This is a genomic window from Curtobacterium sp. PhB142 (assembly GCF_004341255.1).
GTDB lineage: Bacteria > Actinomycetota > Actinomycetes > Actinomycetales > Microbacteriaceae > Curtobacterium.
Genome location: NZ_SLUT01000003.1, coordinates 170,460 through 196,724 on the forward strand (window position 1 = coordinate 170,460; position 26,265 = coordinate 196,724).

Below are 26,265 nucleotides of genomic sequence, written 5' to 3' on the forward strand. Positions count from 1 at the left end.
ACGGCTTCGGTTCGATCGTCCCGCACGACGGGGGTCTGGCGCAGCCCCAGAACGGGGAGCGGGCCGGCGCGGCCCGGCGTCACTGCGCGTCGTAGGTGCGGACCCAGTCGATCTGCAGGTGGCCGGCCTTGCCCCAGTCGCCGACCTGCACCATGTAGCGGTGCGGGGTGGTCGGGACGTTCCGCGCGACCGTGAAGACGAGCTTGCCGTCGAGGTAGTAGTGGATCGCCCGCCCGGGGATCCACTCCGTCGTGTAGGTGTGCCAGTCCCGCCAGGACACCCGGGTGTTGTAGTTGTCCGACGCCTTCTCGTCCCCGGGCAGCATCGAGTGGTGGAACACCCGCGGCGAGCCGTCGAAGTTGCCCTCGGGGTAGTTGAGTTCGCCGTCCGCCCAGTCGTTCGACGTCGGCCAGAGCATGATCGCTGCGCCGTTCTTGTCGCCGCCGGTGGCACGGGCGCGGACGCTGAACGACCCGCCGACGTGCGACCAGGCGTCCTCGGGCGTGCCGAACGTTCCGGCCGAACCGTGCTCGCCGTCGAGGGCGATGTCCATGTAGCCGTCGTGCGCGCTGACCATCTTGCTCGAGTAGTACTTGCCGCCGGTGCCGTCCGGGTACGGCTGCCACGACTGCGCGTACGTCGCCGCGAACGGGCCGTTCGCCGCAGCCGGCGTGTCGAAGTCCACCGAGAAGGTCGGCGTGCGCCCGATGGTCGGATCGGTGGCCACCGTGGTCGGGTGCGGGGTCGGGCTCGCGCTGCTGCTCGATCCGCCGGCCGGGGCCGCCGATGACGTCGCCCGCGACTCCGGTACCGCGGCGGCCGTGATGGCCAGCGCAGCAGCCGCAGCAGCCACCAGGATGACGGTCGTCGCACGCTTGAACACGGTACCTCCGTCGGTCGTCCGCCGAGGGGTACGGGGCGGTGCAGGTGGTCGGTCGCGGGGATCCCCGCGTCCTGACGAGGCTAACCCGCGGCCTCCTCCGCTGTCTGGTCCGGAGCCAAGGGGTGCGGTTTCCCGCAGACGCAGAAATCCCCGGTCAGGACCTGTTGCAGATCCGTGACCGGGGATGTGTTCTGAGCCGCCTGTCGGAATCGAACCGACGACCTATTCATTACGAGTGAATCGCTCTACCGACTGAGCTAAGGCGGCGCGCTCGCTCCGAACCCGGAGCGGCACGATCAATGACTATACAGGTTCAGACGAGTGAACGCGAAACGAGCACGCCGAGCTCTGCGAAGGACCTGCGGAGCTCGTCGACCAGGTGCGAACCGGCCTCGGAACCGGACCACTCCCACCACGCGTGCCGGAGCGCACCGAGCGCACCGAGCGCCACGATCGACGCCAGGCGCGCCCGACGACGGAGCGCATCGGGGTCCGCGGCGAGCTCGGCATCCTCGCGTTCGAGCCGCCGGGCGACCGCCGCCTGGATCTCGGCCTGGAACTCCTTCATCGACTCCATGCGACGGCTGAAGAGTTCGGGGTTCGCCCGGAGCACCTGCTGCCGTTCCTCGATGAGTCCGCGTTCCTCGATGAGCTCCTGCGTCGAGTGGACGAGCAGTGCACCGAGGTCCGACAGCAGGTCGCCGTCCGGACCCCCGTCGACGAACTCCTGCAGCGCGGCGTCGTCGGGCAGCTCCGGGTCGTCCCCGAGGATCGCCTGTTCCTTGCTCGGGAAGTAGTTGAAGAACGTGCGCGGTGAGACGTCGGCTCGACGCGAGATCTCGTCCACGGTGACCGCACCGAGGCCGTCCTCGATCGCGATGCGGAGCGCGGCCGCCTGGATGGCGCGGCGGGTGGCGCGGCGTTTCCGTTCGCGCAGGCCGGGTTCAGCGTCGGGCATGCCGTGATTGTCCCATGCCCCACTCGTCGCGGGGAGAGTCCGTCGCGGTCAGTGCCGGACGCGGGCGATCGTGACGAGCAGCGCCTCGAGCGCGAGCAACGCCGCCACGTTCGCGGCGATCCGCTGCCGGGCGAGGGCGATCGCGTCGAGCACCTCGAGCGCCGCGGCCGGCGTGACCGACTGCAGCGCCTGGTCGAGGTGGTCGCGCATCGCCAGGTTGACGGGTTCCGCCGGGGCACCGAGACCGAGCAGGAGCAGGTCGCGGTACAGCGAGGACACGTCGACCAGGATGCGGTCGAGACCGTCGCGCAGGCTGCGGGTCGCACGGCGCTTCTGGTCGTCCTCGAGCAGCCGGAGCTGCGAGCGGAGGGCCGGCGGGATCGTCCCGCCGGGTTCGATGCCGAGCGATCGCAGTGCGGCGTCGCGTTCTTCGGAGTCGCGCTGCTGCGTGATCGCCTTGGCGTCTTCGTCGGCAACGGCGAGCAGGTCGGCGGCGGCCATCACGGCGTCGCCGACGCTCCGGACGCCGAGCACGGTCGTCAGGGTGCGGCGGCGACGATCGCGGGCGTCCTCGCTCGTCGCCAGGCGCTGCGCCATGCCGATGTGGCTCTGTGCCTGCCGTGCTGCGTCCATCGCGAGGGCGCGGTCGATGCCGGTGCGGGCGACGAGCAGGTCGGCGACGGACTCGATGCCGGGGACCCGGAGGCGTACGGAGCGGACGCGCGACCGGATGGTGGGCAGCAGGTCGGCTTCACTCGGGGCGCAGAGGATCCAGACGGTGCGCTCCGGAGGTTCTTCGAGCGCCTTGAGCAGCAGGTTCGAGGTGCGTTCCGTCATGCGGTCGGCGTCCTCGATGATGACGATGCGGTACCGCCCGACCGAGGGCGAGTAGTACGACGAGGTCACGAGCTGCCGGATCTCGTCGATCGTGATGATCACGCGCTGCGTCGTGAGCACCGACACGTCGGGGTGGGTCTTCGCGGTGATCTGCTGCAGGGTGTGGTCGTCGTCGGGACCGTTGCCCACGAGGGCCGCGGCGAACGCCGTCGCCACGTTCGACCGGCCGGACCCGGGCGGCCCCGTGATCAACCACGAGTGCGTCATGCCGCCGGTGCCGTCGGTCGACTCCGCGGCGTTCCGGAGGGAGGCGACTGCTTCTTCCTGACCGGTCAGGCCGTCCCACACGCTCACGGGACCATCCTGTCAGCGACCACCGTCATGCGGGCGACCACCGTCATGCGGGCGACCACCACCTTGCGGGCGACCACGGTCATGCCGGGTCGATCGCGACGAGCGGGGCGACCGCGGCACGGATGGCACGCTGCACGTCCTCGGTGGATCCGCCGGCGTCGACCACCAGGAAGCGGTCGGGCTCGGCCGCCGCCATGTCCAGGAAGGCCCGACGCACCGACTCGTGGAACGCCTCGGCCTCGGACTCCAGGCGGTCGAACGTGTCGCCACGGGCCGCGGCGACCCGGGCGCGTCCGACCGTCACGTCGAGGTCGAGCAAAATCGTCAGGTCCGGCGCCAGGCCGTCCGCCGCCCACTCCGACACCGAGCGGATGTGTTCGGCGCCGAGGCCGCGCGCGACGCCCTGGTAGGCGACCGACGAGTCGATGTACCGGTCCTGCAGCACGACCTCGTCGCGGGCGATCGCGGGACGGACCACCGTCTCGACGTGGTGCGCGCGGTCTGCCGCGTACAACAGCGCCTCGGCCCGGGGCGACACGTGCCCGCGCTCGTGCAGCACGATCTCGCGGATCCGGAGGCCCAGGTCGGTGCCGCCGGGCTCGCGGGTGCGCAGGACGGTGCGGCCGTGCTCGACGAGCCACGCCGAGAGCAGCTCGGCCTGGGTCGTCTTGCCCGCGCCGTCGCCGCCCTCGAGCGTGATGAACCGTCCGGTCACTTCTTCTTCGCCGGCGCCCGTCGGGCCGGCGTCTTCTTCTTGACCGGGCCCTTGGCGCGCTTGTCCGCGATGAGTTGGACCGCACGGGCGTGGTCGACGGCCTCGACGTCCTCGCCCTTCGGGATCGTCGCGTTCGTCTCGCCGTCGGTGACGTAGGGGCCGAAGCGGCCGTCCTTCATCTTGATCGGCTTGCCGGACACGGGGTCCGCCTCGAACTCCTTCAGCGCGGAACTCGCGGCACGGTTCCCGCCGTACTTCGGCTGCGAGAAGATCTCGAGCGCACCGGGGAGGTCGATGTCGAAGATCGCGTCCTCGCCCGGGAGCGTTCGGGTGTCCGTCCCCTTCTTCAGGTACGGGCCGTAGCGACCGTTCTGCGCGGTGATGTCGTTGCCGGTCTCCGGGTCCTGTCCGACGACGCGGGGCAGGTCGAGGAGCTTCAGTGCGGTCTCGAGGTCGACGGTCGCCGGGTCCATCGATTTGAAGAGCGAGGCGGTCCTTTCCTTGGGCGCCGCGGCCTTCTTCGTCGTCTTCTTCGCGGGGGCCTTCTTCGCCGGGGCCTTCTTGCCGGTCGTCGTCTCGGCGGGGGCCTCGGCTGCTGCGGGCTCCGGGGCGGCGGCCGCGGCGTCGACGACCTCGCCGGTCGTCGGGTCGACGGTGGGCTCGGGCTCCGGGGTGCGCTCCGTGACGTAGGGGCCGAAGCGGCCGTCCTTCGCCAGGACCTCCTTGCCCGTGTCCGGGTTGATGCCCACGACGCGGTCGCCGATGACGGGGGCGTCGACGAGTTCCTTGGCCTTCTCGACGGTCAGCTCGTCGGGTGCCAGGTCCTCGGGGACGTTGACGCGACGCGGCTTCTCCGGGTCGTCGCTCGGCACCTCGATGTAGGGGCCGTAGCGACCGATCCGCAGGGTGAGGCCCGGTGCGAGCTCGACCGAGTTGATCTCACGCGCGTCGATCTCGCCGAGGTTGTCGATGACGGTCCGCAGGCCGCGCTGGTCGTCGTCGCCACCACCGAAGTAGAAGCCCTTGAGCCAGTCGACCCGGTCCGCGTCGCCGCGGGCGATCCGGTCGAGGTCCTCTTCCATCTCGGCGGTGAAGTCGTACTCCACCAGTTCGCCGAAGTACTCCTCGAGCAACCGGACCACGCTGAACGCGATCCAGTTCGGCACGAGCTGGGTGCCGCGCAGGGACACGTAGCCGCGGTCGATGATCGTCGGGCTGATCGTCGGGTAGGTCGACGGACGCCCGATCCCGAGCTCTTCCAGCGTCTTGATGAGGCTGGCCTCGGTGAAGCGCGGCGGCGGCGTGGTGTCGTGCCCCTTCGCCAGCACGTCGTGCACCTCGAGGTGCTCGCCCTGCTTGACGTCGGGCAGTGCGACGTCCTGACCGGCACGTTCGCTCGACTCGTGGCGGTCCTCGTCGCGACCTTCTTCGTAGGCGCTGAGGAACCCGCGGAAGGTGATGACGGTGCCGGACGCGGTGAACTCGGCGTCCGTGCCGCTCGCGGTCGACGTGATGCCCTCGACCGACTCGGTCGACGAGATGCCGAGCACGATCGATGCGGTCGACCCCTTGGCGTCCGCCATCTGGGAAGCGACGGTGCGCTTCCAGATGAGGTCGTACAGCCGCCACTCGACACCGGTGAGCGTGCCCTGGAGTTCCTGCGGGGTGCGGAAGGAGTCGCCCGAGGGACGGATCGCCTCGTGCGCCTCTTGCGCGTTCTTGCTCTTGCTCGCGTACAGACGGGGCTTGTCCGGCACGGTCGCGGCGCCGTACAGGTCGGCCGCCTGCTTGCGGGCCGCGTCGATCGCCTGCTTCGAGAGCGAGACCGAGTCGGTACGGATGTAGGTGATGTACCCGTTCTCGTACAGCGTCTGTGCTGCACGCGCCGTCTGCCGCGGCGACAGGCGCAGCTTGCGCGCTGCCTCCTGCTGCAGGGTCGACGTGGTGAACGGTGCCGCCGGACGGCGGGTGTACGGCTTCGAGTCGACGCTGCGGACGGTGGCGTCCCCGGCGCGCTCGAGCACGGTGGTCAGCGAGGCGGCTGCGGCCTCGTCGAGACGCACGACGTCACCGCTGAGCGCACCGCGGTCGTCGAAGTCGCGCCCCGAGGCGACGCGGGTGCCCTGGATCCGGGCGAGTCGCGCCGAGAAGGAGGACTCCCCCGTCTTCTCGAACCGAGCGGAGAGGTCCCAGTAGTTGGCCGAGACGAAGGCGAGCCGCTCGCGTTCGCGGTCGACCACGAGCCGGGTGGCGGCGGACTGCACACGACCGGCGGAGAGGCCGGGAGCGACCTTGCGCCACAGGACCGGCGAGACCTCGTACCCGTAGAGGCGATCGAGGATGCGGCGGGTCTCCTGCGCGTCGACGAGGGCGGTGTCGAGCTCACGGGTGGCCTCCTGCGCCCGCTGGATCGCTTCCTTCGTGATCTCGTGGAAGACCATCCGCTTGACGGGGACCTTCGGCTTGAGGACCTGGAGCAGGTGCCAGGCGATCGCTTCACCCTCGCGGTCTTCATCTGTTGCGAGGTAGAGCTCGTCGGCATCCTTGAGCGCACGCTTGAGCTCGGCGACCGTCTTCTTCTTGGCGTCGGACACGACGTAGTACGGCTCGAAGCCGTTGTCGACGTCCACCGAGAACTTGCCGAGGGAGCCCTTCTTGAGCTCGGCCGGCAGGTTCTTGGGCTCGACGAGGTCGCGGATGTGTCCGACCGAGGCCTGGACTTCGTATCCGTCACCGAGGTATTGCGCGATCGTCTTCGCCTTCGCAGGGCTCTCGACGATCACGAGCTTCTTCGTGCCTGGCACGTGTCTCCTTGATCCGTGGTGCTGGTCGGCCCTGGACACGAACGTGTCCGGGTCGCCCGGGACATCGGTGACCGGTGGCCGACAGGCACACCATACACACCGTGGTCGGGGTGGTCGTCCGCCGGACCGGCGACCGCGGACGCGCCGACGGCGAACGGTCCGGAGCCGACGACCACCCGCACCCGGGCCGTCGCGGCGGCGAGGTCGCAGGCCACGAGGGCCGAGCCGTTCGCCCGTGCGACCTGCTCGGCGACGTCGCACGGCGAGCCGGTCAGGAGTCCGACGGAGGCCGCAGCGGCCGAGGTCGCGGCGGCGTCGGCGGCATCCCCGGCCCGGACCGCTTGCGTGCGGTGTCCGGCGGCGGCGAGCGCTGACGACGCGACGAGCACCCCGACGCCGAGGACGGCGGCGACGAGCACGGTCACCGAACCGCGCTCGGGGTCAGCGTCCCCCGGCCGCAGCACACGCCGTCGCCCGGAGCGGCAGCGCCGAGAACGGACCGGTGCCGCCGCGCGTGGCGTCGACGCACACCAGGTCGTCGGTGCGCCGGATCGTGACGGAGGATCCCGGCGCGATCCGCTCGGCGGCGGCGAGTCCGACGGCGTCGTCCCCGCGCCCGACGCCCCGCGCAGCCGCCGCGGCGGCCGACTGCAGGCGTCCTTGTCCGTCGACGACCAGCACGGCCGCGACGAGCAGGGTGAGGACGAGTGCGACGGCGGGCAGCACGACCGCGAACTCGACCGTGACCGAGCCCCGGTCGGAGTCCCGGTCGGGGCGCCGCGCCTGGTCACAGCGAGAGGGCACCGCGGACGAGCTCGGTGAGGATGGTCTGCACCTCGCCCGAGCGCATGACGGCGACGAGCACGCCGGCGAACGCCACGGCGGCGAGGATGACGACCGCGTACTCGGCGGTCGCGGACCCCTGGTCGTCCTGCGCGACGGCGCGGAGCCGGTCGACGACGCGGCTGGTGCGATGGATTCGGTTCGGGGTGGTGCTCATGGGTTCGTCCCTTCTGTTGCGGTGATCCCAGCGTGGCGCGTGGCCACCGCACGATCGGGGCCTCGAGCGGCATCTGTGGAGAGGTCATCGCGCACCGACGACGGTGGAGGAGAGGACGCCGACCACGACGGGGACCACCCCGACGAGCACGAACGCGGGCAGGACGCAGACACCGAGCGGCAGCACCAGTCGGACGGCCAGGCGCTCGGCCGCGGCGAGGCCGGCGGCAGCAGCGTCGTCACGGACGTCCTCCGCGGCGCGGCGCAGCAGTCCCGCCGCGGGCACGCCCGCTCGCACGGCCAGGTCGAGGACCTCGCGCAGGCGGATCACGTCGGCAGCCGGCGGGACGATCCCGTCGGCAGCACGACGGACCGCCTCGCCGGCGGCGATCCACGAACCACCGCCCGAGACGGCCACCGCCCAGGCGTCGAGGACGACCCCGGGCACGCGTCCGTCCGGCGTCGCCGACCGGACGAGCCGCGCGGTCCAAGCGCGCCCGGACAGGACGAGCACGGCGGCGAGCACCGAGCAGACCCAGCCGAGCGGCGAGCCCGTGAGGACCTGCACGGCTCCGGACCCCCACGCGGCCCCGAGTCCGAAGCCGAACAGCGGCAGCGCCAGGACGACGCGGGCACTGGTGCGCGGGCCGGCGAGGGCGACCCGGATCGCCCGGTCCGACGCGGCCGATCGGCGGAGCGCTCCGGCGAGTGCCCCGAGCGTCTCCGCGACGGGGGCGCCGGTCCGGTCCGCGACCCGCAGGACGACGGCGATGTCCGCGGACGCGGGAGCGGTCCCTGCGGGGAGCCTGCCGACGAGCTCCCAGGCCCGCGGCGGCGGGACCCCGGCGGCGACGAGCGTCGCGACGCGGTCAAGGGTGCCGGCCACGCGCGCCGGGTCGAACGGCGCGGGACGCCGGACCCGACGTCCCAGGAGCGACCCCCTGCTCACGGTGCCCCGTCCACCGGGCGCACCCCGAGCCTCCCGTCCGCCCCGACGTGGAACGCGCCCACCGCAGCGAGCCGTCGTCCGCCTGCCCGACGCTCGACGTGGAGCACCAGGTCGAACGCGCTGACCGCTTGTCGGGCGAGCGCCTCGACGCCGAGCCCAGCGAGGGCGCCGAGCGCCTCGAGCCGAGCGGCGACGTCCGCGACACCGTTCGCGTGCACGGTGCCGGCGCCCCCGTCGTGGCCCGTGTTCAGCGCGGACATGAGCTCGCGGACCTCGGCGCCCCGGCACTCCCCCACGACGATCCGGTCCGGGCGCATCCGCAGGGCCTCACGCACGAGCCGGTCGAGGCCGAGCGCGCCGACGCCCTCGGCGTTCGCCTGCCGCGCCTCGAGTGCGACCACGTGCGGGTGGGCGATGCGCAGCTCGGCGACGTCCTCGACCGTGACGATCCGCTCGTCGGCCGGGACGGCGCCGAGCATCGCGGCGAGCAGGGTGGTCTTGCCGCTGCCCGTGGCACCGGTGACCAGGACGTTGCGGCGCTGGTGCACGGCGGCCTCGACGACCGAGCGCGGCACGTGCTCGAAGGTGCCGGCGCGGTCGAGTGCTGCGAGGGTCGGCCGGGCGGGGTGTGGGAGCCGGATCGAGATCGCCGTGCCACCGACCGAGACCGGGGCGAGCACGACGTGCACCCGGATCCCGTCGCCGTGCCGGACGTCGGCGCACGGAGTGGTCTCGTCGACGTGGCGTCCGCCGAGCGCCACCAGCCGCGTGGCGAGCTCCCGGGTGCGCGCCTCGCTCAGGCGCGGCGCGGCGGCTTCGAGTCCGCCGCCACGGTCGGTCCAGGTGCCGACGCCGCCGACGACCAGGACATCGGTGACCCCGGCGTCCGTCACGAGACCGGCGAGTTCCTCGAACTCGACGACACCGTGCGGTTTGCGCCGAAGAGCGGCAGCGGCAGCCCCGGGTGGGAAAGGCCCGACCCCGGGCGGAACAGGCCCGGCCCCGGGCGGGACAGGCCCGGCCCCGGGCACAACGGACCCGGCCCCGGGCAGAAACGGTCCGGCCCTGGGCGGAACAGGCCCGGACCCGGGCAGGAACGGCGTGGCACGGTGACGGTGCATGACGCCAGAGCGTAGGAGGAGAGCCGTTTTCGGCATCCGGTGCCACAACCAGCCTGTGGAGAGGTAAGCGCCGATGGCACCAACGGACCGATTTGTCCCCCGAAACGGAATGCCGTACCCCACTCGGCGAGGAGCGCCCGACGCAGCGCGACGACAGACCACACGAGCAGGTCCCGCCGATCACGGGCGCCGGGACGGAGTAGCAATTGCTACGAGCCCGTCGAACGTTCCATGCGTGAGCATGTACCGGTCTGTCCACTCGACCGGCGTGCCCGTGCGGATCGCCGCCGATCACCGGCGGCCGGCGAGCGCTGATCGCTCGAGCCGGACCCCGGACAAAAGAAGAGGCGGCACCGGTTGGGGGGAACTGGTGCCGCCTGGACATCGAAGGATTGGGGGGAATCCGATTCGATGCCGCCGGAACCGAGTCCAGCAGGAACTACTGTACCCCACGATCCGCCCCTCGGGGCAACCCCCGACACGACCGCCGGGCGTGCCGCCGCGACCAGGACACACCGGCGTGCGCCGTCGCGGCCCCGCTGCCCCAAACCTGCGCCCGCCGCCGCGGCCCCGCGCCCCCAGACCCGGGCCCGCCGCCGCCGCGGCCCGGCTCCCCCGCACCCGGGCCCGCCGCTCGTCACGCAACCGCGCAGCGCACGGGCCGAGGGGTAGTCTCCGTGGCGCACCCTGAGGACGCAACGACGCGAAAGGACATCGATGTCCACTCCGACCCAGACCGACCACCGCGAGGACGACGGCGCCACCTTCCCGCCGACACCCGAGTTCGTCGCCGACGCCGTCGCGCACGAAGACCTGCACGAGGCCGCCGCCGCCGACCGCGAGGCCTTCTGGGCCGAGCAGTCCCGCAGCCTGCTCGACTGGCGCACGCCGTTCACGCAGACCCTCGACTGGTCCGGCGCCCCGTTCGCGAAGTGGTTCGCTGACGGCACGTTCAACGTGGCCGAGAACTGCCTCGACCGGCACGTCCGCGCGGGCAACGGCGACCGGGTGGCGATCCACTTCGAGGGCGCACCCGGCGACACCCGCCGCATCACCTACGCCGAACTCACCGCCGACGTGCAGCGCGCCGCGAACATGCTCACCGACCTCGGCGTCGGGCAGGGCGACCGCGTCGTCGTCTACCTACCGCTCATCCCCGAGGCCGTCGTGACGATGCTCGCCGTCGCCCGCATCGGCGCCGTGCACTCCGTGGTCTTCGGCGGGTTCAGCGCCGAGAGTCTCCGCGCCCGCATCGAGGACGCCGGCGCGAAGCTCGTCGTCACGGCGGACGGCGGCTGGCGCCGTGGCGCGGTGTCAGCGCTCAAGCCCGCGGTCGACGAGGCGCTCGAGGGCGAGGGCACCGACAGCGTCGAGCACGTCCTGGTCGTCAAGCGCGGCGGCAACGAGATCGCCTGGAACGACCGCGACCTGTGGTGGCACGACGAGGTCGCGAAGGCCGCCCCGGAGCACACGCCCGAGGCGTTCCCCGCCGAGACTCCGCTGTTCATCCTGTACACCTCGGGCACGACCGGGAAGCCGAAGGGCATCGTGCACACCTCCGGCGGGTACCTGACCCAGGCCGCGTACACGCACAAGAACGTGTTCGACATGCACCCAGAGAAGGACGTCTACTGGTGCACCGCCGACATCGGCTGGATCACCGGGCACTCGTACGTCGTCTACGGCCCGCTGGCGAACGGCGTCACGCAGGTGCTCTACGAGGGCACGCCCGACGAGCCGAAGCCCGGCCGCTGGTGGGACATCGTCGACTCCTACGGCGTCACCGTCCTGTACACCGCGCCGACGGCGGTCCGTGCGGCGATGAAGGCCGGCCGCGAGATCCCCGAGGCCCGCAGTCTCGAGACCCTGCGCCTGCTCGGCAGCGTCGGCGAACCGATCAACCCCGAGGCGTGGAACTGGTACCGCCAGGTCATCGGCCACGACCGCACGCCCATCGTCGACACGTGGTGGCAGACCGAGACCGGCGCGATCATGATCTCCGCGCTGCCCGGTGTGACGAAGCTCAAGCCCGGCGCCGCGCAGACGCCGCTGCCCGGCATCGTCGCCGAGATCGTCGACGACGACGGCAACCGCGCCGACCCCGGCGAGAGCGGCTACCTCACGGTCACGGAGCCGTGGCCATCGATGGCGCGCGGCATCTGGGGCGACCCGGACCGCTTCGTCGAGACCTACTGGTCGCGGTTCCCGGGCCGCTACTTCGCAGGCGACGGAGCGCGGCTCGACGGTCAGGGCGACATCTGGATCCAGGGCCGCGTCGACGACGTCATGAACGTCTCCGGGCACCGCCTGTCGACGGCCGAGATCGAGTCCGCCCTGGTCGGGCACGAGGGCGTCGCCGAGGCCGCCGTCGTCGGAGCCGCCGACGAGACCACCGGACAGGCGGTCGTCGCCTACGTCATCCTCACCGCCGAGGCCGCCGCCGACGTCGACCGCGAATCGGCATCGACCGAACTCCGCAACTGGGTGGGCAAGCGCATCGGCGCGATCGCGAAGCCTCGCCAGGTGGTCATCGTCCCCGAACTGCCGAAGACGCGCTCCGGCAAGATCATGCGGCGTCTGCTCCGCGACGCGGCCGAGGGCCGCCGGATCGGCGACACGACGACGCTGGCCGACCCGACGATCATGGCGACCATCGCGGAACTCATGTAGTCCGTGTCACGCAGGTGGGGCCTCCAGTCCATGTCGGACGGGAGGCCCCACCTGCGTTCGCTTCACTGCTGACGGTCCGTCAGGACGTCAGTTCCACCACCAGCTCGACCTCCACAGGAGCGTCCAGCGGGAGCACCGCCACACCCACCGCGCTGCGCGCGTGGACGCCGGCGTCGCCGAAGACCTCGCCGACCAGGGTGGAGGCGCCGTTCGCGACCCCGGGCTGGCCCGTGAAGAACGGCTCCGACGCGACGAACACGGTGACCTTGACGACCCGGGCGACGCGGTCGAGCGACCCGGCGACCGACTCGACGGCGGCCAGGGCGTTGAGCGCGGCCACGCGGGCCTGCGCGGTGGCGGTCTCGGCATCGACCGACGCCCCGACCTTGCCGGTGACGGGCAGTGCGCCGTCGACGAACGGCAGCTGGCCGGCCGTGTAGACGTACTGGCCGGTGACGACCGCAGGGACGTAGGCGGCGACGGGTGCCGCGACCGGCGGGAGCGTCAGCCCCAGCTCGGTCAGGCGGTCCGCGACGCTCATGCGTCGGCCTTCGGGCGCTTGAGGTACGCGACGAGCCCACCCTCGGGGCCGGTGACGATCTGGACCAGCTCCCAGCCCTCGTCCCCGTAGTTGTTGAGGATGGCGGTGGTGTTGTGGATCATCAGGGGCGTGGTGAAGTACTCCCAGCGAGTCATGCGGTTCCTTGCCAGCCTTTCAGTCGTGGGTGTCGTTTAGGCTGCATCCTATGTCTGCCCAGAAGACGTCTGCCTCGCGGACCAAGCCCGTCTCAGCAGTCGGCGCCTTCATCGGATTCGTCGGGTTCAGTGCCCTCGCCGGCCTGCTCGTCACGATCGGGGTCACCCCGGCCATCGCGGTCGCCGGTGTCACGACGACGTCGACGATCGGTGTGTTCGAGTCGCTGCCGGAGTACATCGAGATCGGTGACCTGCCGCAGCGCAACGAGCTGTACGCGTACTCAGGCGGCAAGTCGGTGCACTTCGCGACCGTCTACGACCAGAACCGGCAGGAACTGAAGTTCGACCAGATCAGCGACCAGCTGAAGAACGCCGCCATCGACGGCGAGGACAAGCGCTTCTACAGCCACGGCGGCGTCGACATGACCTCGCTCATCCGTGCCGGCGTGGGCAGCATCGCCGGCGGCCTCGGCGACTCGGGCGGTGGGTCGACGCTGACCATGCAGCTCGTCCGCAACATCAAGATGAACCAGGCCCTCGAGCTCCCCACCAAGAAGGAGCAGCAGAAGGCCTACAACGAGGCCGTTGAGCAGACCATCCCCCGCAAGCTCGAGGAGATGAAGCTCGCGATCGGACTGGCGAAGAAGTACTCCAAGAAGGAGATCCTCACCGCCTACCTGAACATCGCCTACTTCGGTGACCAGACCTACGGCGTGCAGGCCGCGGCACAGCACTACTACAACAAGAGCGCGACGAAGCTGACGCCGGCCGAGGCCGCCTCGCTGATGGCCATCGTGCAGTACCCCGAGGCGCGCAACCTGTCGAGCCCGAAGAAGTACGACGCCAACGTCGCGCGGCGCAACGTCATCCTGCGCTCGATGTACGACCAGAAGAACCTGACCGAGGCCGAGTACCGCACGGCTCGCCTGTCGAAGCCCGCGGACTACGTGCACCTGACCGAGCCCTCGCAGGGCTGCCGGGCATCGGTCGGCGACGGCTCGCAGTTCTTCTGCGACTACGCGGTCAAGGTCGTCAAGGAGATGTCGCAGCTCGGCTCGTCGCAGAAGGCGCGCGACACCGCGTGGCGGAACGGCGGCTACAAGATCCAGACGTCGTTGAACATCGACCTCAACGCCGAGCAGAAGCAGCTCGTGAACACCTACGACAACAAGGCCGAGACCAACCTGGCGCTCGGTGCGACGCTCAACTCGATCGAGGCCGGCTCCGGCCGCATCGTGACGATGGCGCAGAACAAGGACTACGACCAGTCCCTGAAGTCCGCGCCGACATCGACGTCCATCAACTACAGCGTCGACTACAAGTACGGCAACTCCGGCGGGTTCCAGACCGGCTCGACGTACAAGCTCTTCACGTTGCTCGCCTGGCTGCAGGCCGGACACGGTCTGAACGAGGTCGTGAGTGGCGCTCCCCGCAACATGTCGACGGGTTGGACCGCCTGTGGGCAGTCCGTCTACGCCGGCGACTACAACCCGAAGAACGACAGCCCGGGTGAGAGCGGCAACTACACGGTGGCCGCTGCGACCGCCGGATCGATCAACCTCGCGTTCCTCAACATGGCGCAGAAGTTGGACCTCTGCGACATCCGAGACACCGCGGAGTCCCTCGGCGTGCACCGCGCTGACGGTGGCGAGCTGCAGTACAACCCGTCGGCGGTCCTCGGCACCAACGACATCGCGCCGATGACCATGGCCGCCGCGTACGCCGCCGTCGCGAACAACGGCATCTACTGCAAGCCGATCGCCATCGACCAGATCACCTCACCGTCGGGCAAGCAGCTCGGCGGCCAGACGAAGGACTGCAAGCAGGCCATCGACCCCGAGGTCGCGCACGCAGCCGTCTACGCGATGAAGGGCACGATCACCAGCGGAACGGCCCGTGGGGCGCAGACGCCGGACGGTACGCAGCTGTTCGCGAAGACCGGTACCACCGACACGGCGAACCAGATCTGGCTCGTCGGTTCGAGCTCGCGCGTCGCCACGGCGTACTGGCAGGGCAACACCGACGGCAAGCAGAACAACCTCCGGCACTACAGCAATGGGGTGAACGGCACCTACGCCGGCGTCCGTGCCGACGTGTGGAAGCAGGCGATGACACCGATCAACGCCACCTACCCGGCGGGTCCGTTCACGGATCCGAACACCTCCGCGCTCCGCGGGAACGCCAAGGCGCTCCCGGACGTCCGCGGCAAGAGCGCAGACGAGGCTCGTGCTGCCATCTCGGGTGCCGGTTTCTCGTACGTCGACGGCGGGCAGCAGCCCGGCGGCGGTGCGGCCGGGTCCGTGGCCACGACCTCACCCGCAGCAGGGTCGCTCCTGTCCTCCGGATCGGCCGTGACCGTGTATACGTCGGACGGCTCACAGGCCACCGTCCCGGAGATCGGCGGCGACTCGCTCGGCGATGCCCGTTCGGCGCTGAACGACGCCGGCTTCGGCAACGTCAACGTGTCGGACGACTTCGCGAAGGGCGGCGGCAACAAGACCTGCAAGGTCGCAGCCGTCGAACCCGCGATCGGTGCCGCCGCCGACAAGAACGCCGACGTGAACGTCCAGTTGTACGGCGACAAGAACGGCAAGGCGCCCAAGGACTGCAAGTGACCCGCGGTCGCGCCGCGCTCGGGGTCCTCGCAGCCGGCGCGGCTGTCGGCGCCGCCTCGTTCGCCTGGGGTTCCTTGGTCGAGCGTCGACGCTTCGGCATCCGGTGGGAGACCGTCCCGGTCCTCCCGCCGGGGTCGCGTGACATCACCGTCCTGCACCTGTCCGACATCCACATGGCCCCGTGGCAGGCCGACAAGCAGCAGTGGCTGCGCGACCTGTCCTTGGTGGAGCCGGACTTCATCGTCAACACCGGCGACAACCTCGGGCACCCCACGGCGAACGCGGCGGTGGAGTACGCACTGGAGCCGTTCCGGGGTGTTCCCGGCGCGTTCGCGTACGGGTCGAACGACTTCTTCGGACCGTCGCCGCGCAACCCGCTGAAGTACTTCTCCGGCCCGAGCCGCATGCACAGCGAGGCGAAGCCCGTCGAGCTCGACATCGACCGGCAGACGGCGTTCTTCGAGTCCCTCGGGTGGCTCGACCTGAACGACCACGCCCGCGCCATCGAGCTCCGCGGCTCCCGGTTCGAGCTGTTCGGCACCTCGGACGCGCACCGCGACTGGGACCGGCTCGACCTGCTCCCCACCAACGTCGACGAGATGCGCGGCGAGGTGCCCTGGTCCGAGGACGAGGACGGCCCCGCTCCCGTCGCGATCGGAGTCACGCACGCGCCCTACCGCCGCGTGCTCGACGCCTTCGTCACCCAGGGTGCGGACATCATCTTCGCTGGCCACACCCACGGCGGCCAGGTCCAGGTGCCCGGGGTCGGTGCCCTCGTCACGAACAGCGACCTCCCCCGCCGGTACGTCAGCGGGCTGCACAAGTGGGAGCACCGGAACCACTGGTCGTGGCTCGAGGTCTCGGCCGGTCTCGGCACCTCGATCTACGCGCCGGTCCGGTTCGCCTGCCGGCCCGAAGCGGTCGTCGTCACCCTCACCGCCCGAACCTCCTGACGACGCGCCCGGGAGTTCGCCGGATGGTCGTGAGCACCCCCGATCATCGGATAGTATTGTCGGGTTGCTCCGGTACGGAGTGATCACACCGCGGGGTGTGGCGCAGCTTGGTAGCGCGCCTCGTTCGGGACGAGGAGGTCGCAGGTTCAAATCCTGTCACCCCGACACTGTGTTGAGACAGTACGAAGAAGGCCCTGGTTCTCCGGAACCGGGGCCTTCTGCTTCTCCACGGTCGGGCGCTCGGCACTACACCTCCCGACACACGACGTGGCCGCCGCTCCCCCCGGCCGCGACGACACGGATAGCCTCGACAGCGATGTCACGCGCCGACCGGTCCCGAGCTGACGACCGACGATGGGTCTGCATTTCGAAGGTGCTCGCGCGGACGGCTGCAGCAGTCCTCCTTCCCGTCGTGACCCTCGCCATCGTGTACCTGCTGATCGCCGCACTCACGACACGGACGGAATCGGCCGACCGCACTCTCGACCTCGGCGGGTACCTCGGGTTCGCAGCCGCCACGGTCGTGATCTGCGGGCTCGTCGGTGCGACCGGGAGCGCGCTCTCCCGGTCCGCGAGCGCCGTCCACTTCGGGCTCATCGTGGGATGGCTGATCCTCGGGGCCTCGTTGTTCCTGCTCGTAGTCCTGTCATTCGTTCCCGCAGCACCACCGTGGGTCAGCTGGAGGTCGTTCCGGTCGTTCATCAGCCTGCTCGGCACCCCGCTCGTCTACGCCATCGCCATGACGACCTACACGGTCGGGTTCGCTGTCCGTGATCCGCGACACCGCTGGCTGACCGTCGTCGCGCTCGCGGTCCTGCCCGGGCTGATGATCACGTTGTATGGCTTCTTCGACCCGATGTCGTGACGACCGGACCACGGGCCGCCGTCCTCGCGTTCCTCACCGCACTCGTGCTGAGTGCGGTGAGCGCGCACAGCGCTGCGCAGTTCATCACGCATTCTTCGGGCCGGACAGGACTGCAGCCGCACCTGTTCCTGCCGGTGGTCCTCTGCGCGGTCCTGTCACTGTTTTACGGACTGGCGATGACCAGGCGGACGATGGCCGATCAGCGACGATGGGCCACGGTCGGGTCGCTCTGCGCGGTCATCCCGATCGCCGCGCTGTTCGGCTTCCTGACGCTCCTCGCGGTGCTCGGAACGGCGACGGACCCGCACCCGGCGGGTTCGGTCGTGTCCGCGAGCAGCCCCGCCATCGCGGCTGCGACGGTGCTCGTGTACAGGACAGCTCTCGGCCGGCGGATGCCGCGTTGGGCGCGCTACAGCGGTCTCGTCGTGGTCTCCGCTGTGCCGGTCATCCTCGCAATCGCCAGGGTGCTGCTGGTGCCCTGATGAGCGAGCAGGACGCTGCTCACTGACGAGTCAGACGCTGCGGTAGCCTGAGCGCGTCATGCAGTATCCGAGCGCTCACCTCGCAGCGATAGCCGAGCAGATCCAAGCACGATTCCCCGAACTCGCCGACGACCCGGTCCTCACGCAGAACCTCGTCGACAACGTGACGTCGATGATCGCCGAGGCACACGCGCGCTACGCCGCCGGTGCCGAGGACAGCGTGGTGAGCGGCGCGTACCTCGATCCGGAGCACCTTGCCTCCGGGTCTCTGCACGCCGAACAGTCCCAGCACCCCGCCGGCGCGATGCTCGCCGCGGAGATGCTCTTCGACGCCTACCTGCCGCTCTTCGTGGACGAGGTCGGCGCGGAGTCCACCGCCGAGGTCCTGCGTGCCACCAGGGCCCTGCACGCGGGCATCTGGAGCCGGTTCCCCGCCGGGGCCGTCGCCTACACGGAAGCACTGCGCCAGCGCGTCACGACGGCGCACCTGGACTCCCGGACGCAGATCGCCCGTGACCTGCACGACCGCGTGGCGCACGGTATCCTCGCCGGGCTGCAGCGGCTCGACCTGGTGCTGCTGACCGATCCCCCGGCCGGCGAACGTGCCGACCAGCTCGACGACGCCGCACGGCTGCTGCGCGGAGCACTCGGCGACGTGCAGGACCTCGCGGTGAGCCTGCACGCCCGCGTCGGCGACGCCCTGCTCGACGATGCGCTCGCCCGGCACGCCCAGGACCTGTTCTCCGACGACGACCGTTTGTCGTTCAGCACCACGGGTACGCCCGAGCACCTGCCGAACTGGCAGGCGGAGGAAGCGCTGACGATCCTGCTCGAGGCGCTCACGAACCGCCGGAAGCACGCTCCGGACTCCGCCGCCGAGGTGCACTTCGCGTGGGCCTCGGCATCCCTCGTCGTGACGGTCTCCGACGACGGTCAGGGCTTCGACCCCGATGCCGACGCCGACGGACGCCTCGGGCAGCAGACCATGCGCGAGCGGGCCGCGGTCATCGGCGCGCGACTCGACGTCGAGAGCACCCCAGGCACCGGCACCACCGTCCGCCTGACGATCCCGAGGGGCACGCTGTGACCGTCACGCACGTCGCCATCGTCGACGACCACCAGCTGTTCCGCGAAGGACTGGCCACGATCCTCGCCGCCGTCCCCACGATCCGCGTGGTCGCGCACGGCGAGCGTCCGTCCGACGTCCTCGACTCCCCCGAAGCTGCCGCCATCGACGTCCTGCTCCTCGACGTCGAGCTCGACGGTCCGCCGGCACGCACGACGATCGCCACGGTGCGCCGCACCCGTCCGGACATCCGCGTGGTGGTGCTCACGATGCACCGCGACGCCGTCCTGCGCCGGACGCTGCTCGACGCCGGCGCGGTCGACTTCGTCACGAAGGACACCCCGAGCCGCGAGCTCGTCGACCGCATCGCCCGGGCCGCACACGCCGATGCCGCGCCGGTGACGTTCCCGGTCGACCTGGTCACCGAGGCCCGCGCGGGATCACCGCTCAGCGACCGCGAGCTCGAGGTCCTGCGGCTCCTCGCGGCTGCGCGCACCAACGCCGAGATCGCGGCGGACCTGCAGCTCGCGATCGGCACGGTCAAGCGGCACGTCTACAACGTGTTCCGGAAGCTCGACGTCGGTTCGCGGGTCGGCGCCGTGGCTGCGGCGACGCGCCTCGGTCTGCTCACCTGAGGCTCCGCTCCACTTGGTGAGCAGAAATGGTCGGGTGCCCGACGGCGACCCGACCATTTCTGCTCACCAAGCGAACGAACGGAAGAGCGAACGAGCGAACGAACGAGCTAGACCGACGCCGGCGCCGACGCGGACGCCGACGCGCCAGCGCGCACGAGCCGCCCCGCGGCGTGCAGCCCCGCCACGACGTCGAGCGCCTGGTGCCGGTACCGCGCCTGCGCAGAACCCGGAGCGACGATCACGCCGTTCGCCCCGGTGGACTCCACGAGCGCGTTGATCTTGTCCGCCACCTGGTCGGCGGTGCCGTACGCCTGGCGCTCGGTACGCGCGGCGATGAACCGACGCTCGAGGTCGTTGAACTCGTACGCGCGGGCCTCGTCCATCGAGACCGGCTCGGGCTTCGCGCCCTGCCGCATCCGGATGAACGAGATCATCCCGGGAGCGCTCTGCTCGTCGACGACGGCCGGGTCCTCGTCGGTGACGACCTGCACGCCGATGAGCGCGTTCGGCGTCTGGCGGAACCGCGAGGGCCGGAACGAGTCGCGGTACAGCGCGAGCGCCGCCTCGGTGTTGTCCGACGCGAAGTGGTGGGCGAAGGCGAACGAGACGCCGAGCGCCCCGGCCACCTGCGCGCTGTACCCGGAGGAACCGAGCAGCCAGAACTCCGGCACGTCGCCGTAGCCCGGCACCGCGCGGATGCCCGACAACGGGTTGTCCGCGGACATACCGGTGAAGAACCCGATCAGGTCAGCCAGGCGGTCCGGGAAGTCGTCGACGTCGAGCCGGTCGGTGCGGCGCAGCGCCATCGCGGTCGCCCCGTCGGTGCCCGGCGCACGGCCGAGTCCGAGGTCGACGCGGTCGCCGTACAGCGCTCGGAGCGTGCCGAACTGCTCGGCGATGACGAGGGGTGCGTGGTTCGGCAGCATGACGCCGCCGGAGCCGATGCGGATGGTCGAGGTGGCCGCGCCGACGGCGCTCAGCAGCACCGCGGGGGCCGACGAGGTGATGCCGGGCATGCCGTGGTGCTCGGCGACCCAGAACCGCTCGTAGCCGAGCTTCTCGGCGTGGACCGCCATGTCGATCGAGCCCTGCAGGGCTTCGGTGTTGGACTGGCCGTACTCGCGCGTCGCCAGGTCCAGGACGGACAGGTGCAGGGTGTCGTCGCTCATGTGGTCACCAACGCGCGCCGCGGCGCACGCATTCCACGAGGAGACCGCCTCCACCACCAGTCAGGACACGCCGTCGTCCGCCGGCCGACCGGTCACCAGGCGTCGCCCGGACGTCGCACAAGCGACGGTTCGCGACCGAACGGCGGACGCATGCGGCGCGCCTTGGACGTCAGGCGCGACGGCCGGGAGGCCCGTGGCGGGGCTGCACCGCGCCTCCAGGCCGTCTGCGGTCGCGTCTCGAGCGCCGAGCGGTCACGACCTGCCGCGCGCACCTCGCGGACTGGTCGCGTCCGGTCGCCCGACGGGCGGACCGGCGGCGCGACGTGTCCGCTCGGCGAACGCGAGCGGTGTGTGACGATCTGCCGGCAGCGCGGGTCAGGCGCCGTCGAGCCGGCCGCCGGACTCCGTCAGGTAGCAGTTGGCGCAGAGCGACTCGTAGGCGACGTCGACACCGTCGATGGCGACCTGCGAGCCGTCGAAGACGAACCGGCCGTCGACCGTGCGGGCGTTGAAGACGGCCTTGCGACCGCAGCGGCAGATCGTCTTGAGCTCTTCGAGCGAGTGCGCGACCTCGAGCAGGCGGGCGCTGCCCGGGAACGCCTCGGTGCGGAAGTCGGTGCGGATGCCGTACGTGATCACCGGGATCTCGTCGAGGACCGCGATGCGGAGCAGGTCGTCGACCTGCTGCGGAGTGAGGAACTGCGCCTCGTCGACCAGGACGCAGCTGACCGCGCGGACCATGCCGTCGAGGCGGTCGGACTCGGGGTCGACGGCGCCGGCCGCGGCGACCGCGGACCGGACGTCGGCGTCGGGGGCGAAGACCAGGTCGACGGTGCGGCTCACGCCGAGGCGGGACACGATCTCACGGTCGCCCTTGGTGTCCACCGCGGGTTTCGCGAGCAGGACCCGATGCCCGCGCTCTTCGTAGTTGTAGGCAGCCTGCAGGAGCCCCGTGCTCTTGCCGCTGTTCATCGCGCCGTAGCGGAAGTAGAGCTTCGCCACTACGCGAGGAACCCGTCCTCGGCGGCCCGCCGGATCAGGTCGGACTTCTTCGAGGCGGGACGGCCGACCTTGCTGTACTTCTCGCGGACCCGGCGCAGGTAGGTCTTCGCGGTCTCGTACTGCACGTTCATCTGCGCGGCGACCTCGTTGGTCGAGTAGCCGGACACGTACAGCCGGAGCGCTTCTTCCTCGCCGTGGCTGAGCTTCGGACGCTGGTGCGCGGCCGCTCCGGTGGGCAGCGGACGCCACTCGCGCGGCTGCGGGGTCTCGCGTGCGACGCCCATGATCTCGCGGGCGACGTCCATGACCTCGCGCATCGGCAGGGACTTCGACAGGAACGCCGCGGCGCCTGCTGCCAGGGCACGATCGCGGGACTCGCGGCTGTCGACGCTGGATAGCACGATCACCTTCGCGCCGGCGGCACGGCAGGTGCGGACACGGGCCTCGATCGAGACGGGTTCCTTGAGCTGGAAGTCGAGGAACACCAGGTCGGTCGGGAAGCTGTCGCTGTGCACCATCTCGAGCCAGGTGTGCGCGGTCAGGGCCAGGTCGAAGTCGAACGCGTTCACCGCGATCCAGCTCGACAGGCTGTCCAGCAGCACCTCGTGGTCGTCGAGGATGGCCAACCGCACACGTCGTGCCCCCGGGTTCGGGAGGGACGGGGACCCCTCCGAGAGCCTGTTCGGGTCAGTGCTGGTCATAGGAGAACCTTAGTGCGAGGGCGGACGGACGAACCGCGACGTCGAGGTCGGGGAACGTCACACGGAGGACGGCGAAGTAGGGGTCGAAGGTGCGGTGGATCCCGATGTCGGAGTCGGCCACGGCGAGGTCGAGTTCGAGCAGGACGCGAGCGTCGCGGGCGGTGTCGGTGCGGGCGGTGTCGGTGCGGGCGGTGTCGGTGCGGGCCGGGTCGGTGCGGGCTGGGTCGGTGCGTGCCGGGTCGGTGCGGGCTGCATCGCCGCGTGTGGCCGCGTCGTCCTGCCCGTCCGCGCGTCGGAGCGTTGCCCGGAACCCGGCCGGGTCGACGGTCGAGGCACGGAACGCGGCCCGCAGGAACGTCCGCACCACGGAGCGCTGGTCGGCGTCGAGCAGCGCGGCGAGCCCGCCCGGGTCGTCGACGACCGGGGCGTTCCCGCCCTCGACGCGCACGGCCTGCTCGAACCACGTGCGGTCCGCGTCGGCGACCATCGCCCGGCGGATGCCGTCGGCGATCAGCCGTGCCCGCTCGCGGTCGGCGTCGGTGATGACCTCGCGCGTGCGCAGCTCGGCGAAGAACGGTGCGACGTCGCGGGCGAGGATCGTCGACCGGTCCTGCTGCACGCTCGCCGCGATGCCGTCCCGCTCCGCACGCTCGACCGAGTAGGAACCGGCCCGGATCTGCACCCGCTCGGCCAGACCCGCGAACGTCCACGCGAAGACGGCCGACGCAGCGGTCAGCACCAGGGTCGGCGCTGCCGCGAGGAAGGCCGCGACGGCGACGGGGATCTCGTGCGGGAACGTCGCTGCACCGACGCCCCAGGTCGCGGCGTTGACGACGGCGAGCAGGGCGCCGCCGATGGTCAGGTCCGTCCAGGGCCGGTACGGCGCGACCATCACGATGCCGGTCGCCGTGATGAGCGACATGAAGTCGTTCAGCGCGCTGCGGTCGGGTCCCCACTGCGCGGCGACGCTCGTCACCGACGCCAGGCCGAGCAGCCCGACGTGCGCAATGAAGGCCCACCGCGGGAACGGTGCTCGGAACGGACTCGAGGCGGTGAACACGACCGCTGCCGACGCCGCGACCAGGATGACGGTGAGTGCGCTGAGGGTGGGGCTGCCCACGACGTCACGGTCGAACACGGACACCAGGAGCGCCCAGACGATGCTGGCGGCGCCGAGCCCGATCGCGAGCGGACGCGACCCCATCGCGCCGAGCGGGTCGTACTGCTGCGCGGTCCGACGGGCCTCGGTCGTGGCGCTCACCGGTCGGCTCCCTGCACGCCGCCGACCTCGTCGGGGACCACGGTGCCGGCGTGGTCGGTGGCCACGGCGTCCGTCGTGGCGGTGACCGGTCCGAACGGCACCGTCATCATCACGCTCGTGCCCGAACCGGGCGACGACCAGATCTGGACGTCGCCGCCCACCCGACCGATGCGGTCGCGGACCGAGCCACGCAGGCCCATCCGGTCGGAGCCAGTGGAGCCCTCGTCGAAACCGCGACCGTCGTCGACCACCATCACGGTGCACGACGCACCGTCGTCGAAGACGCTGACCTCGGCCGCGTCGACACCGGCGTGCTTGCGGACGTTGGCCAGACACTGCCCCACGGCGCGGACGAGCGCGGTGACGGCACGCTGGTCGAGCCGGTCGAGGGCGGACGGATCACCGGAAACCGTGACATCGAGACCGGCCGCACGGTGCTCGTCGACCATGACGGCGAACGCGTCGACGGCTGCACCCGGTCGCTGCCGGGCGGCCGGTGCCAGCCACCCCTTGCCGGTCAGGACGGCGACGTCGGCTTCGACCGTCCGTGCCAGGTGCGGGTCCATCGGCCCGTCGGGCGCCAGGGCGATCGCGTTGAGGTGGTTCAGGACGGTGTCGTGCAGGAGCGCAGCCGCCTCGGCCTCGACCCCGGCACGGTACGCGGAGACGTGCTCCTCACGCGCCGAGCGCAACAGCTCCGGCTGCACCCGCTCCGACCGACCGGTGCTCCGGCTCGTGAACAGCACCAGGACGACCACGAAGCCGAGCGTCACCCAGGCGAGCACGAGCGGACGCGGTGGGCCGTCGGCCTGGACGACCGCGATCCACGTCGCCACCCGTCCGGTCAGGAAGCCGAGGAAGGACCACAGCACGACGCGGCTCGGCACCGCGCCGGCACCGCCGACCAGGATGAGCGGGATGACCGCCAACGACAGCAGGCACGAGGTGACCCAGCCCAACGGGACCTGTTGCTGCACGACCATCGCGAACCACCACGCACAGACGCCGCCGACGACCAGGAACGCGACCGCGGAGCGCCAGGTGCCGAACTGCACGTGCACGCCGATCATGCCGAGCATCGGGACGAGCGCCAGGACCGCACTGATCACCTGCACGTCGGGCTCGGACAACCGGTACAGCAACAGCGCGATCGCCGCCGCCACCAACGATCCGATCGCACCGGCGTGGAAGGCCCGCACCGTCGACCACGCGTTCACTCGCGGAGCGAGGTGCGTGGGGATGCCGAGCACGAGATGGGTCCTTCCGGGTGGCGGGAATGCCGCCCACGATCAAACACCTCGGTGCTGACCGTGTACCCCGAAACAGCGTCCGTTCGGCGACCCGGTCGATGATACCGGCCCCCACCACGCACCGATGTCCCCCGAACGCGCAACCTTCGTTGCTCAGAACAACGTCTGTGTCGCGACCGGTCGGAGCAGACGGCGGTCGAAGCCCGGATCCGCGCGCTTGAGCGGCGACGTCGTGGGGATCGACTGTTCCTGCGGCACCGTCGAGGGGTCCGAGAAGCCCATCGACCCCGTCGCCGGGTCCACGCGCCCGAGGCCGACGCCGTGCGCCGTCAGGATCGGTCGGATGCGCTCCGACAGCCAGCGGCGGTAGTCCTTCGGCGCGAAGGTGTTGTCGAGGTACATCGCCCGGTAGCGCGCCACCAGGTCAGGCCGTTCGCGTCCGAGCCACTCGAACCACCACGGCTTCACGCCCGGCCGCAGGTGCAGCGCGGAGTACATGACGCTCGTGGCACCGGCCGCCGCCGCCCGACCGACGGCGTCGTCGAGGTGTGCACGGGTGTCGGTGATGTACGGCAGCACGGGCATGAGGAACACCGCGCAGTCGAGCCCGGCGTCGCGGATCGCCCGCACGGTGGCGAGCCGCGCAGCCGTCGTGGGCGTGCCGGGCTCCACCGACTGCTGCAGGTCGTCGTCGTACAGGGCGATCGACATCGCGAGGTCGACCGGCACCACCTTCGCCGCCTCGGCCAGGAGCGGCAGGTCGCGCCGGAGCAGCGTGCCCTTCGTCAGGATGCTGAACGGTGTGCGGCTGTCCGCCAACGCCTGGATCACCCCGGGCATCAGTCGGTACCGGCCCTCGGCACGCTGGTACGGGTCGGTGTTCGTGCCGAGCGCGATCGGGTGGCGGTCCCACGTGGGCTTGCCGAGCTCACGCCGCAGGACGTCGGCCACGTTCGTCTTCACGACGATCTGCTGGTCGAAGTCGGCTCCGCCGTCGAACTCGAGGTAGGTGTGCGTCGGCCGCGCGAAGCAGTACACGCACGCATGACTGCACCCCCGGTACGGGTTGATGGTCCAGCCGTAGGTGCCGGAACCGTCGGCGCTCGGCACCCGGTTCAGCGCGCTCTTCGCCAGCACCTCGTGGAACGTGACACCCGCGAACTCGGGCGTCGTCACACTCCGGACGAACCCGCTGTTCGACTCCATGCCCGGCAGTGCATCGCTCTGCTCGGCATCGATCGCCTGTCCACTCCACCGCATGCCGTCATTCGAACACATGT

General features: G+C 70.9%; 25 protein-coding genes and 2 tRNA genes. 8 read left to right on the forward strand and 19 right to left on the reverse strand.

Annotated features, from left to right (window positions below):
* Positions 1-79 precede the first annotated feature (79 nt).
* From EDF31_RS07020 to EDF31_RS07070, 11 genes are all read right to left on the reverse strand, one after another.
* The gene (locus EDF31_RS07020) at positions 80-883 is read right to left on the reverse strand and encodes a glycoside hydrolase family 16 protein (protein ID WP_131845656.1); all 804 of its coding nucleotides are present in this window, start codon (positions 881-883) and stop codon (positions 80-82) included.
* Between the two features lie 194 nt (positions 884-1,077).
* Positions 1,078-1,150, reverse strand: a tRNA-Thr gene (locus EDF31_RS07025).
* 46 nt (positions 1,151-1,196) lie between these two features.
* Positions 1,197-1,841, reverse strand: coding sequence for a TetR family transcriptional regulator (locus EDF31_RS07030; protein WP_131845657.1), 645 nt, complete (start codon positions 1,839-1,841; stop codon positions 1,197-1,199).
* 48 nt (positions 1,842-1,889) lie between these two features.
* On the reverse strand, positions 1,890-3,032 hold the full coding sequence (locus EDF31_RS07035) for a DNA polymerase III subunit delta' (protein WP_123292158.1): 1,143 nt from the start codon (positions 3,030-3,032) through the stop codon (positions 1,890-1,892).
* Between the two features lie 79 nt (positions 3,033-3,111).
* Positions 3,112-3,747, reverse strand: coding sequence for a dTMP kinase (gene tmk / locus EDF31_RS07040; protein WP_131845658.1), 636 nt, complete (start codon positions 3,745-3,747; stop codon positions 3,112-3,114).
* Positions 3,744-6,551, reverse strand: coding sequence for a type I DNA topoisomerase (gene topA / locus EDF31_RS07045; RefSeq protein WP_131845659.1), 2,808 nt, complete (start codon positions 6,549-6,551; stop codon positions 3,744-3,746). Before topA ends, tmk begins: the two co-directional genes overlap by 4 nt.
* Entirely contained in the window at positions 6,527-6,976 is a 450-nt protein-coding gene (locus tag EDF31_RS20170) for a hypothetical protein (protein ID WP_207896142.1), read from the reverse strand. Before EDF31_RS20170 ends, topA begins: the two co-directional genes overlap by 25 nt.
* A 16-nt stretch (positions 6,977-6,992) precedes the next feature.
* Positions 6,993-7,355: a TadE family protein gene (locus EDF31_RS07055; RefSeq protein ID WP_123938660.1), complete on the reverse strand. Its 363-nt coding sequence runs from the start codon at positions 7,353-7,355 to the stop codon at positions 6,993-6,995.
* Positions 7,339-7,551 (reverse strand): DUF4244 domain-containing protein, encoded by a 213-nt coding sequence (locus EDF31_RS07060; RefSeq protein WP_123938659.1) that lies wholly within the window; start codon positions 7,549-7,551, stop codon positions 7,339-7,341. Before EDF31_RS07060 ends, EDF31_RS07055 begins: the two co-directional genes overlap by 17 nt.
* Positions 7,552-7,635: 84 nt before the next feature.
* Positions 7,636-8,436, reverse strand: a complete 801-nt coding sequence (locus EDF31_RS07065; RefSeq protein WP_165901357.1) for a type II secretion system F family protein — start codon at positions 8,434-8,436, stop codon at positions 7,636-7,638.
* A gap of 59 nt (positions 8,437-8,495) precedes the next feature.
* Complete coding sequence (locus EDF31_RS07070; protein WP_347812751.1) at positions 8,496-9,656, reverse strand: TadA family conjugal transfer-associated ATPase; 1,161 nt, start codon at positions 9,654-9,656, stop codon at positions 8,496-8,498.
* Positions 9,657-10,337: 681 nt separating this feature from the next.
* On the opposite strand from EDF31_RS07070, the gene acs reads away from it, so the two are divergent.
* Positions 10,338-12,290 (forward strand): acetate--CoA ligase, encoded by a 1,953-nt coding sequence (acs, locus tag EDF31_RS07075; protein WP_131845662.1) that lies wholly within the window; start codon positions 10,338-10,340, stop codon positions 12,288-12,290.
* A 79-nt stretch (positions 12,291-12,369) separates the two neighbouring features.
* On the opposite strand, the gene EDF31_RS07080 is transcribed toward acs, so the two are convergent.
* Positions 12,370-12,831 carry a RidA family protein gene (locus EDF31_RS07080; protein ID WP_131845663.1) on the reverse strand — a complete coding sequence of 154 codons (462 nt, stop codon included), beginning with the start codon at positions 12,829-12,831 and terminating at the stop codon, positions 12,370-12,372.
* Positions 12,828-12,986 carry a DUF4177 domain-containing protein gene (locus EDF31_RS07085; protein ID WP_017888699.1) on the reverse strand — a complete coding sequence of 53 codons (159 nt, stop codon included), beginning with the start codon at positions 12,984-12,986 and terminating at the stop codon, positions 12,828-12,830. Before EDF31_RS07085 ends, EDF31_RS07080 begins: the two co-directional genes overlap by 4 nt.
* A gap of 50 nt (positions 12,987-13,036) precedes the next feature.
* Here EDF31_RS07085 and EDF31_RS07090 point away from each other — a divergent pair, with 50 nt between their 5' ends.
* The 7 genes from EDF31_RS07090 to EDF31_RS07120 all read left to right on the forward strand — a co-directional run bounded on the left by EDF31_RS07090 (position 13,037) and on the right by EDF31_RS07120 (position 19,602).
* Entirely contained in the window at positions 13,037-15,601 is a 2,565-nt protein-coding gene (locus EDF31_RS07090; RefSeq protein ID WP_131845664.1) for a transglycosylase domain-containing protein, read from the forward strand.
* Positions 15,598-16,554, forward strand: coding sequence for a metallophosphoesterase (locus EDF31_RS07095; protein ID WP_131845665.1), 957 nt, complete (start codon positions 15,598-15,600; stop codon positions 16,552-16,554). The genes EDF31_RS07090 and EDF31_RS07095 overlap by 4 nt, the downstream gene beginning before the upstream one ends.
* Positions 16,555-16,645: 91 nt before the next feature.
* Positions 16,646-16,719 (forward strand) — tRNA-Pro (locus tag EDF31_RS07100).
* Positions 16,720-16,966: 247 nt separating this feature from the next.
* A complete protein-coding gene (locus EDF31_RS07105; RefSeq protein WP_131845666.1) occupies positions 16,967-17,419 on the forward strand; it encodes a hypothetical protein in 453 nt (150 codons plus the stop codon).
* Positions 17,416-17,901 carry a hypothetical protein gene (locus EDF31_RS07110; protein ID WP_131845667.1) on the forward strand — a complete coding sequence of 162 codons (486 nt, stop codon included), beginning with the start codon at positions 17,416-17,418 and terminating at the stop codon, positions 17,899-17,901. Before EDF31_RS07105 ends, EDF31_RS07110 begins: the two co-directional genes overlap by 4 nt.
* 58 nt (positions 17,902-17,959) lie before the next feature.
* Positions 17,960-18,988 carry an ATP-binding protein gene (locus EDF31_RS07115; protein WP_131845668.1) on the forward strand — a complete coding sequence of 343 codons (1,029 nt, stop codon included), beginning with the start codon at positions 17,960-17,962 and terminating at the stop codon, positions 18,986-18,988.
* A complete protein-coding gene (locus EDF31_RS07120; protein ID WP_131845669.1) occupies positions 18,985-19,602 on the forward strand; it encodes a response regulator transcription factor in 618 nt (205 codons plus the stop codon). Before EDF31_RS07115 ends, EDF31_RS07120 begins: the two co-directional genes overlap by 4 nt.
* 107 nt (positions 19,603-19,709) lie before the next feature.
* Here EDF31_RS07120 and EDF31_RS07125 read toward each other — a convergent pair whose 3' ends face one another.
* The 6 genes from EDF31_RS07125 to EDF31_RS07150 form a co-directional block, all read right to left on the reverse strand.
* Positions 19,710-20,771 carry an LLM class flavin-dependent oxidoreductase gene (locus EDF31_RS07125; protein WP_131845670.1) on the reverse strand — a complete coding sequence of 354 codons (1,062 nt, stop codon included), beginning with the start codon at positions 20,769-20,771 and terminating at the stop codon, positions 19,710-19,712.
* A 375-nt stretch (positions 20,772-21,146) separates the two neighbouring features.
* Entirely contained in the window at positions 21,147-21,773 is a 627-nt protein-coding gene (locus tag EDF31_RS07130) for a thymidine kinase (RefSeq protein WP_131845671.1), read from the reverse strand.
* Entirely contained in the window at positions 21,773-22,474 is a 702-nt protein-coding gene (locus EDF31_RS07135; protein WP_235035937.1) for a response regulator, read from the reverse strand. Before EDF31_RS07135 ends, EDF31_RS07130 begins: the two co-directional genes overlap by 1 nt.
* Positions 22,461-23,735 carry a hypothetical protein gene (locus EDF31_RS20175; protein WP_207896140.1) on the reverse strand — a complete coding sequence of 425 codons (1,275 nt, stop codon included), beginning with the start codon at positions 23,733-23,735 and terminating at the stop codon, positions 22,461-22,463. Before EDF31_RS20175 ends, EDF31_RS07135 begins: the two co-directional genes overlap by 14 nt.
* A complete protein-coding gene (locus EDF31_RS07145; protein ID WP_131845672.1) occupies positions 23,732-24,985 on the reverse strand; it encodes an ATP-binding protein in 1,254 nt (417 codons plus the stop codon). Before EDF31_RS07145 ends, EDF31_RS20175 begins: the two co-directional genes overlap by 4 nt.
* Positions 24,986-25,138: 153 nt before the next feature.
* The gene (locus tag EDF31_RS07150) at positions 25,139-26,245 is read right to left on the reverse strand and encodes an Rv2578c family radical SAM protein (RefSeq protein ID WP_131845673.1); all 1,107 of its coding nucleotides are present in this window, start codon (positions 26,243-26,245) and stop codon (positions 25,139-25,141) included.
* Positions 26,246-26,265: the final 20 nt, after the last annotated feature.

Bases quoted from the DNA above. Each gene is read 5' to 3' on its own strand.
- EDF31_RS07150 (WP_131845673.1), bottom strand. From the start codon at position 26,245: ATGCGGTGGAGTGGACAGGCGATCGATGCCGAGCAGAGCGATGCACTG.
- EDF31_RS07060 (WP_123938659.1), bottom strand. From the start codon at position 7,551: ATGAGCACCACCCCGAACCGAATCCATCGCACCAGCCGCGTCGTCGAC.
- EDF31_RS07070 (WP_347812751.1), bottom strand. From the start codon at position 9,656: ATGCCGAAAACGGCTCTCCTCCTACGCTCTGGCGTCATGCACCGTCAC.
- EDF31_RS07090 (WP_131845664.1), top strand. From the start codon at position 13,037: ATGTCTGCCCAGAAGACGTCTGCCTCGCGGACCAAGCCCGTCTCAGCA.
- EDF31_RS07080 (WP_131845663.1), bottom strand. From the start codon at position 12,831: ATGAGCGTCGCGGACCGCCTGACCGAGCTGGGGCTGACGCTCCCGCCG.
- EDF31_RS07085 (WP_017888699.1), bottom strand. From the start codon at position 12,986: ATGACTCGCTGGGAGTACTTCACCACGCCCCTGATGATCCACAACACC.
- EDF31_RS07125 (WP_131845670.1), bottom strand. From the start codon at position 20,771: ATGAGCGACGACACCCTGCACCTGTCCGTCCTGGACCTGGCGACGCGC.
- acs (WP_131845662.1), top strand. From the start codon at position 10,338: ATGTCCACTCCGACCCAGACCGACCACCGCGAGGACGACGGCGCCACC.
- EDF31_RS07030 (WP_131845657.1), bottom strand. From the start codon at position 1,841: ATGCCCGACGCTGAACCCGGCCTGCGCGAACGGAAACGCCGCGCCACC.
- EDF31_RS07115 (WP_131845668.1), top strand. From the start codon at position 17,960: ATGCAGTATCCGAGCGCTCACCTCGCAGCGATAGCCGAGCAGATCCAA.
- EDF31_RS07135 (WP_235035937.1), bottom strand. From the start codon at position 22,474: ATGACCAGCACTGACCCGAACAGGCTCTCGGAGGGGTCCCCGTCCCTC.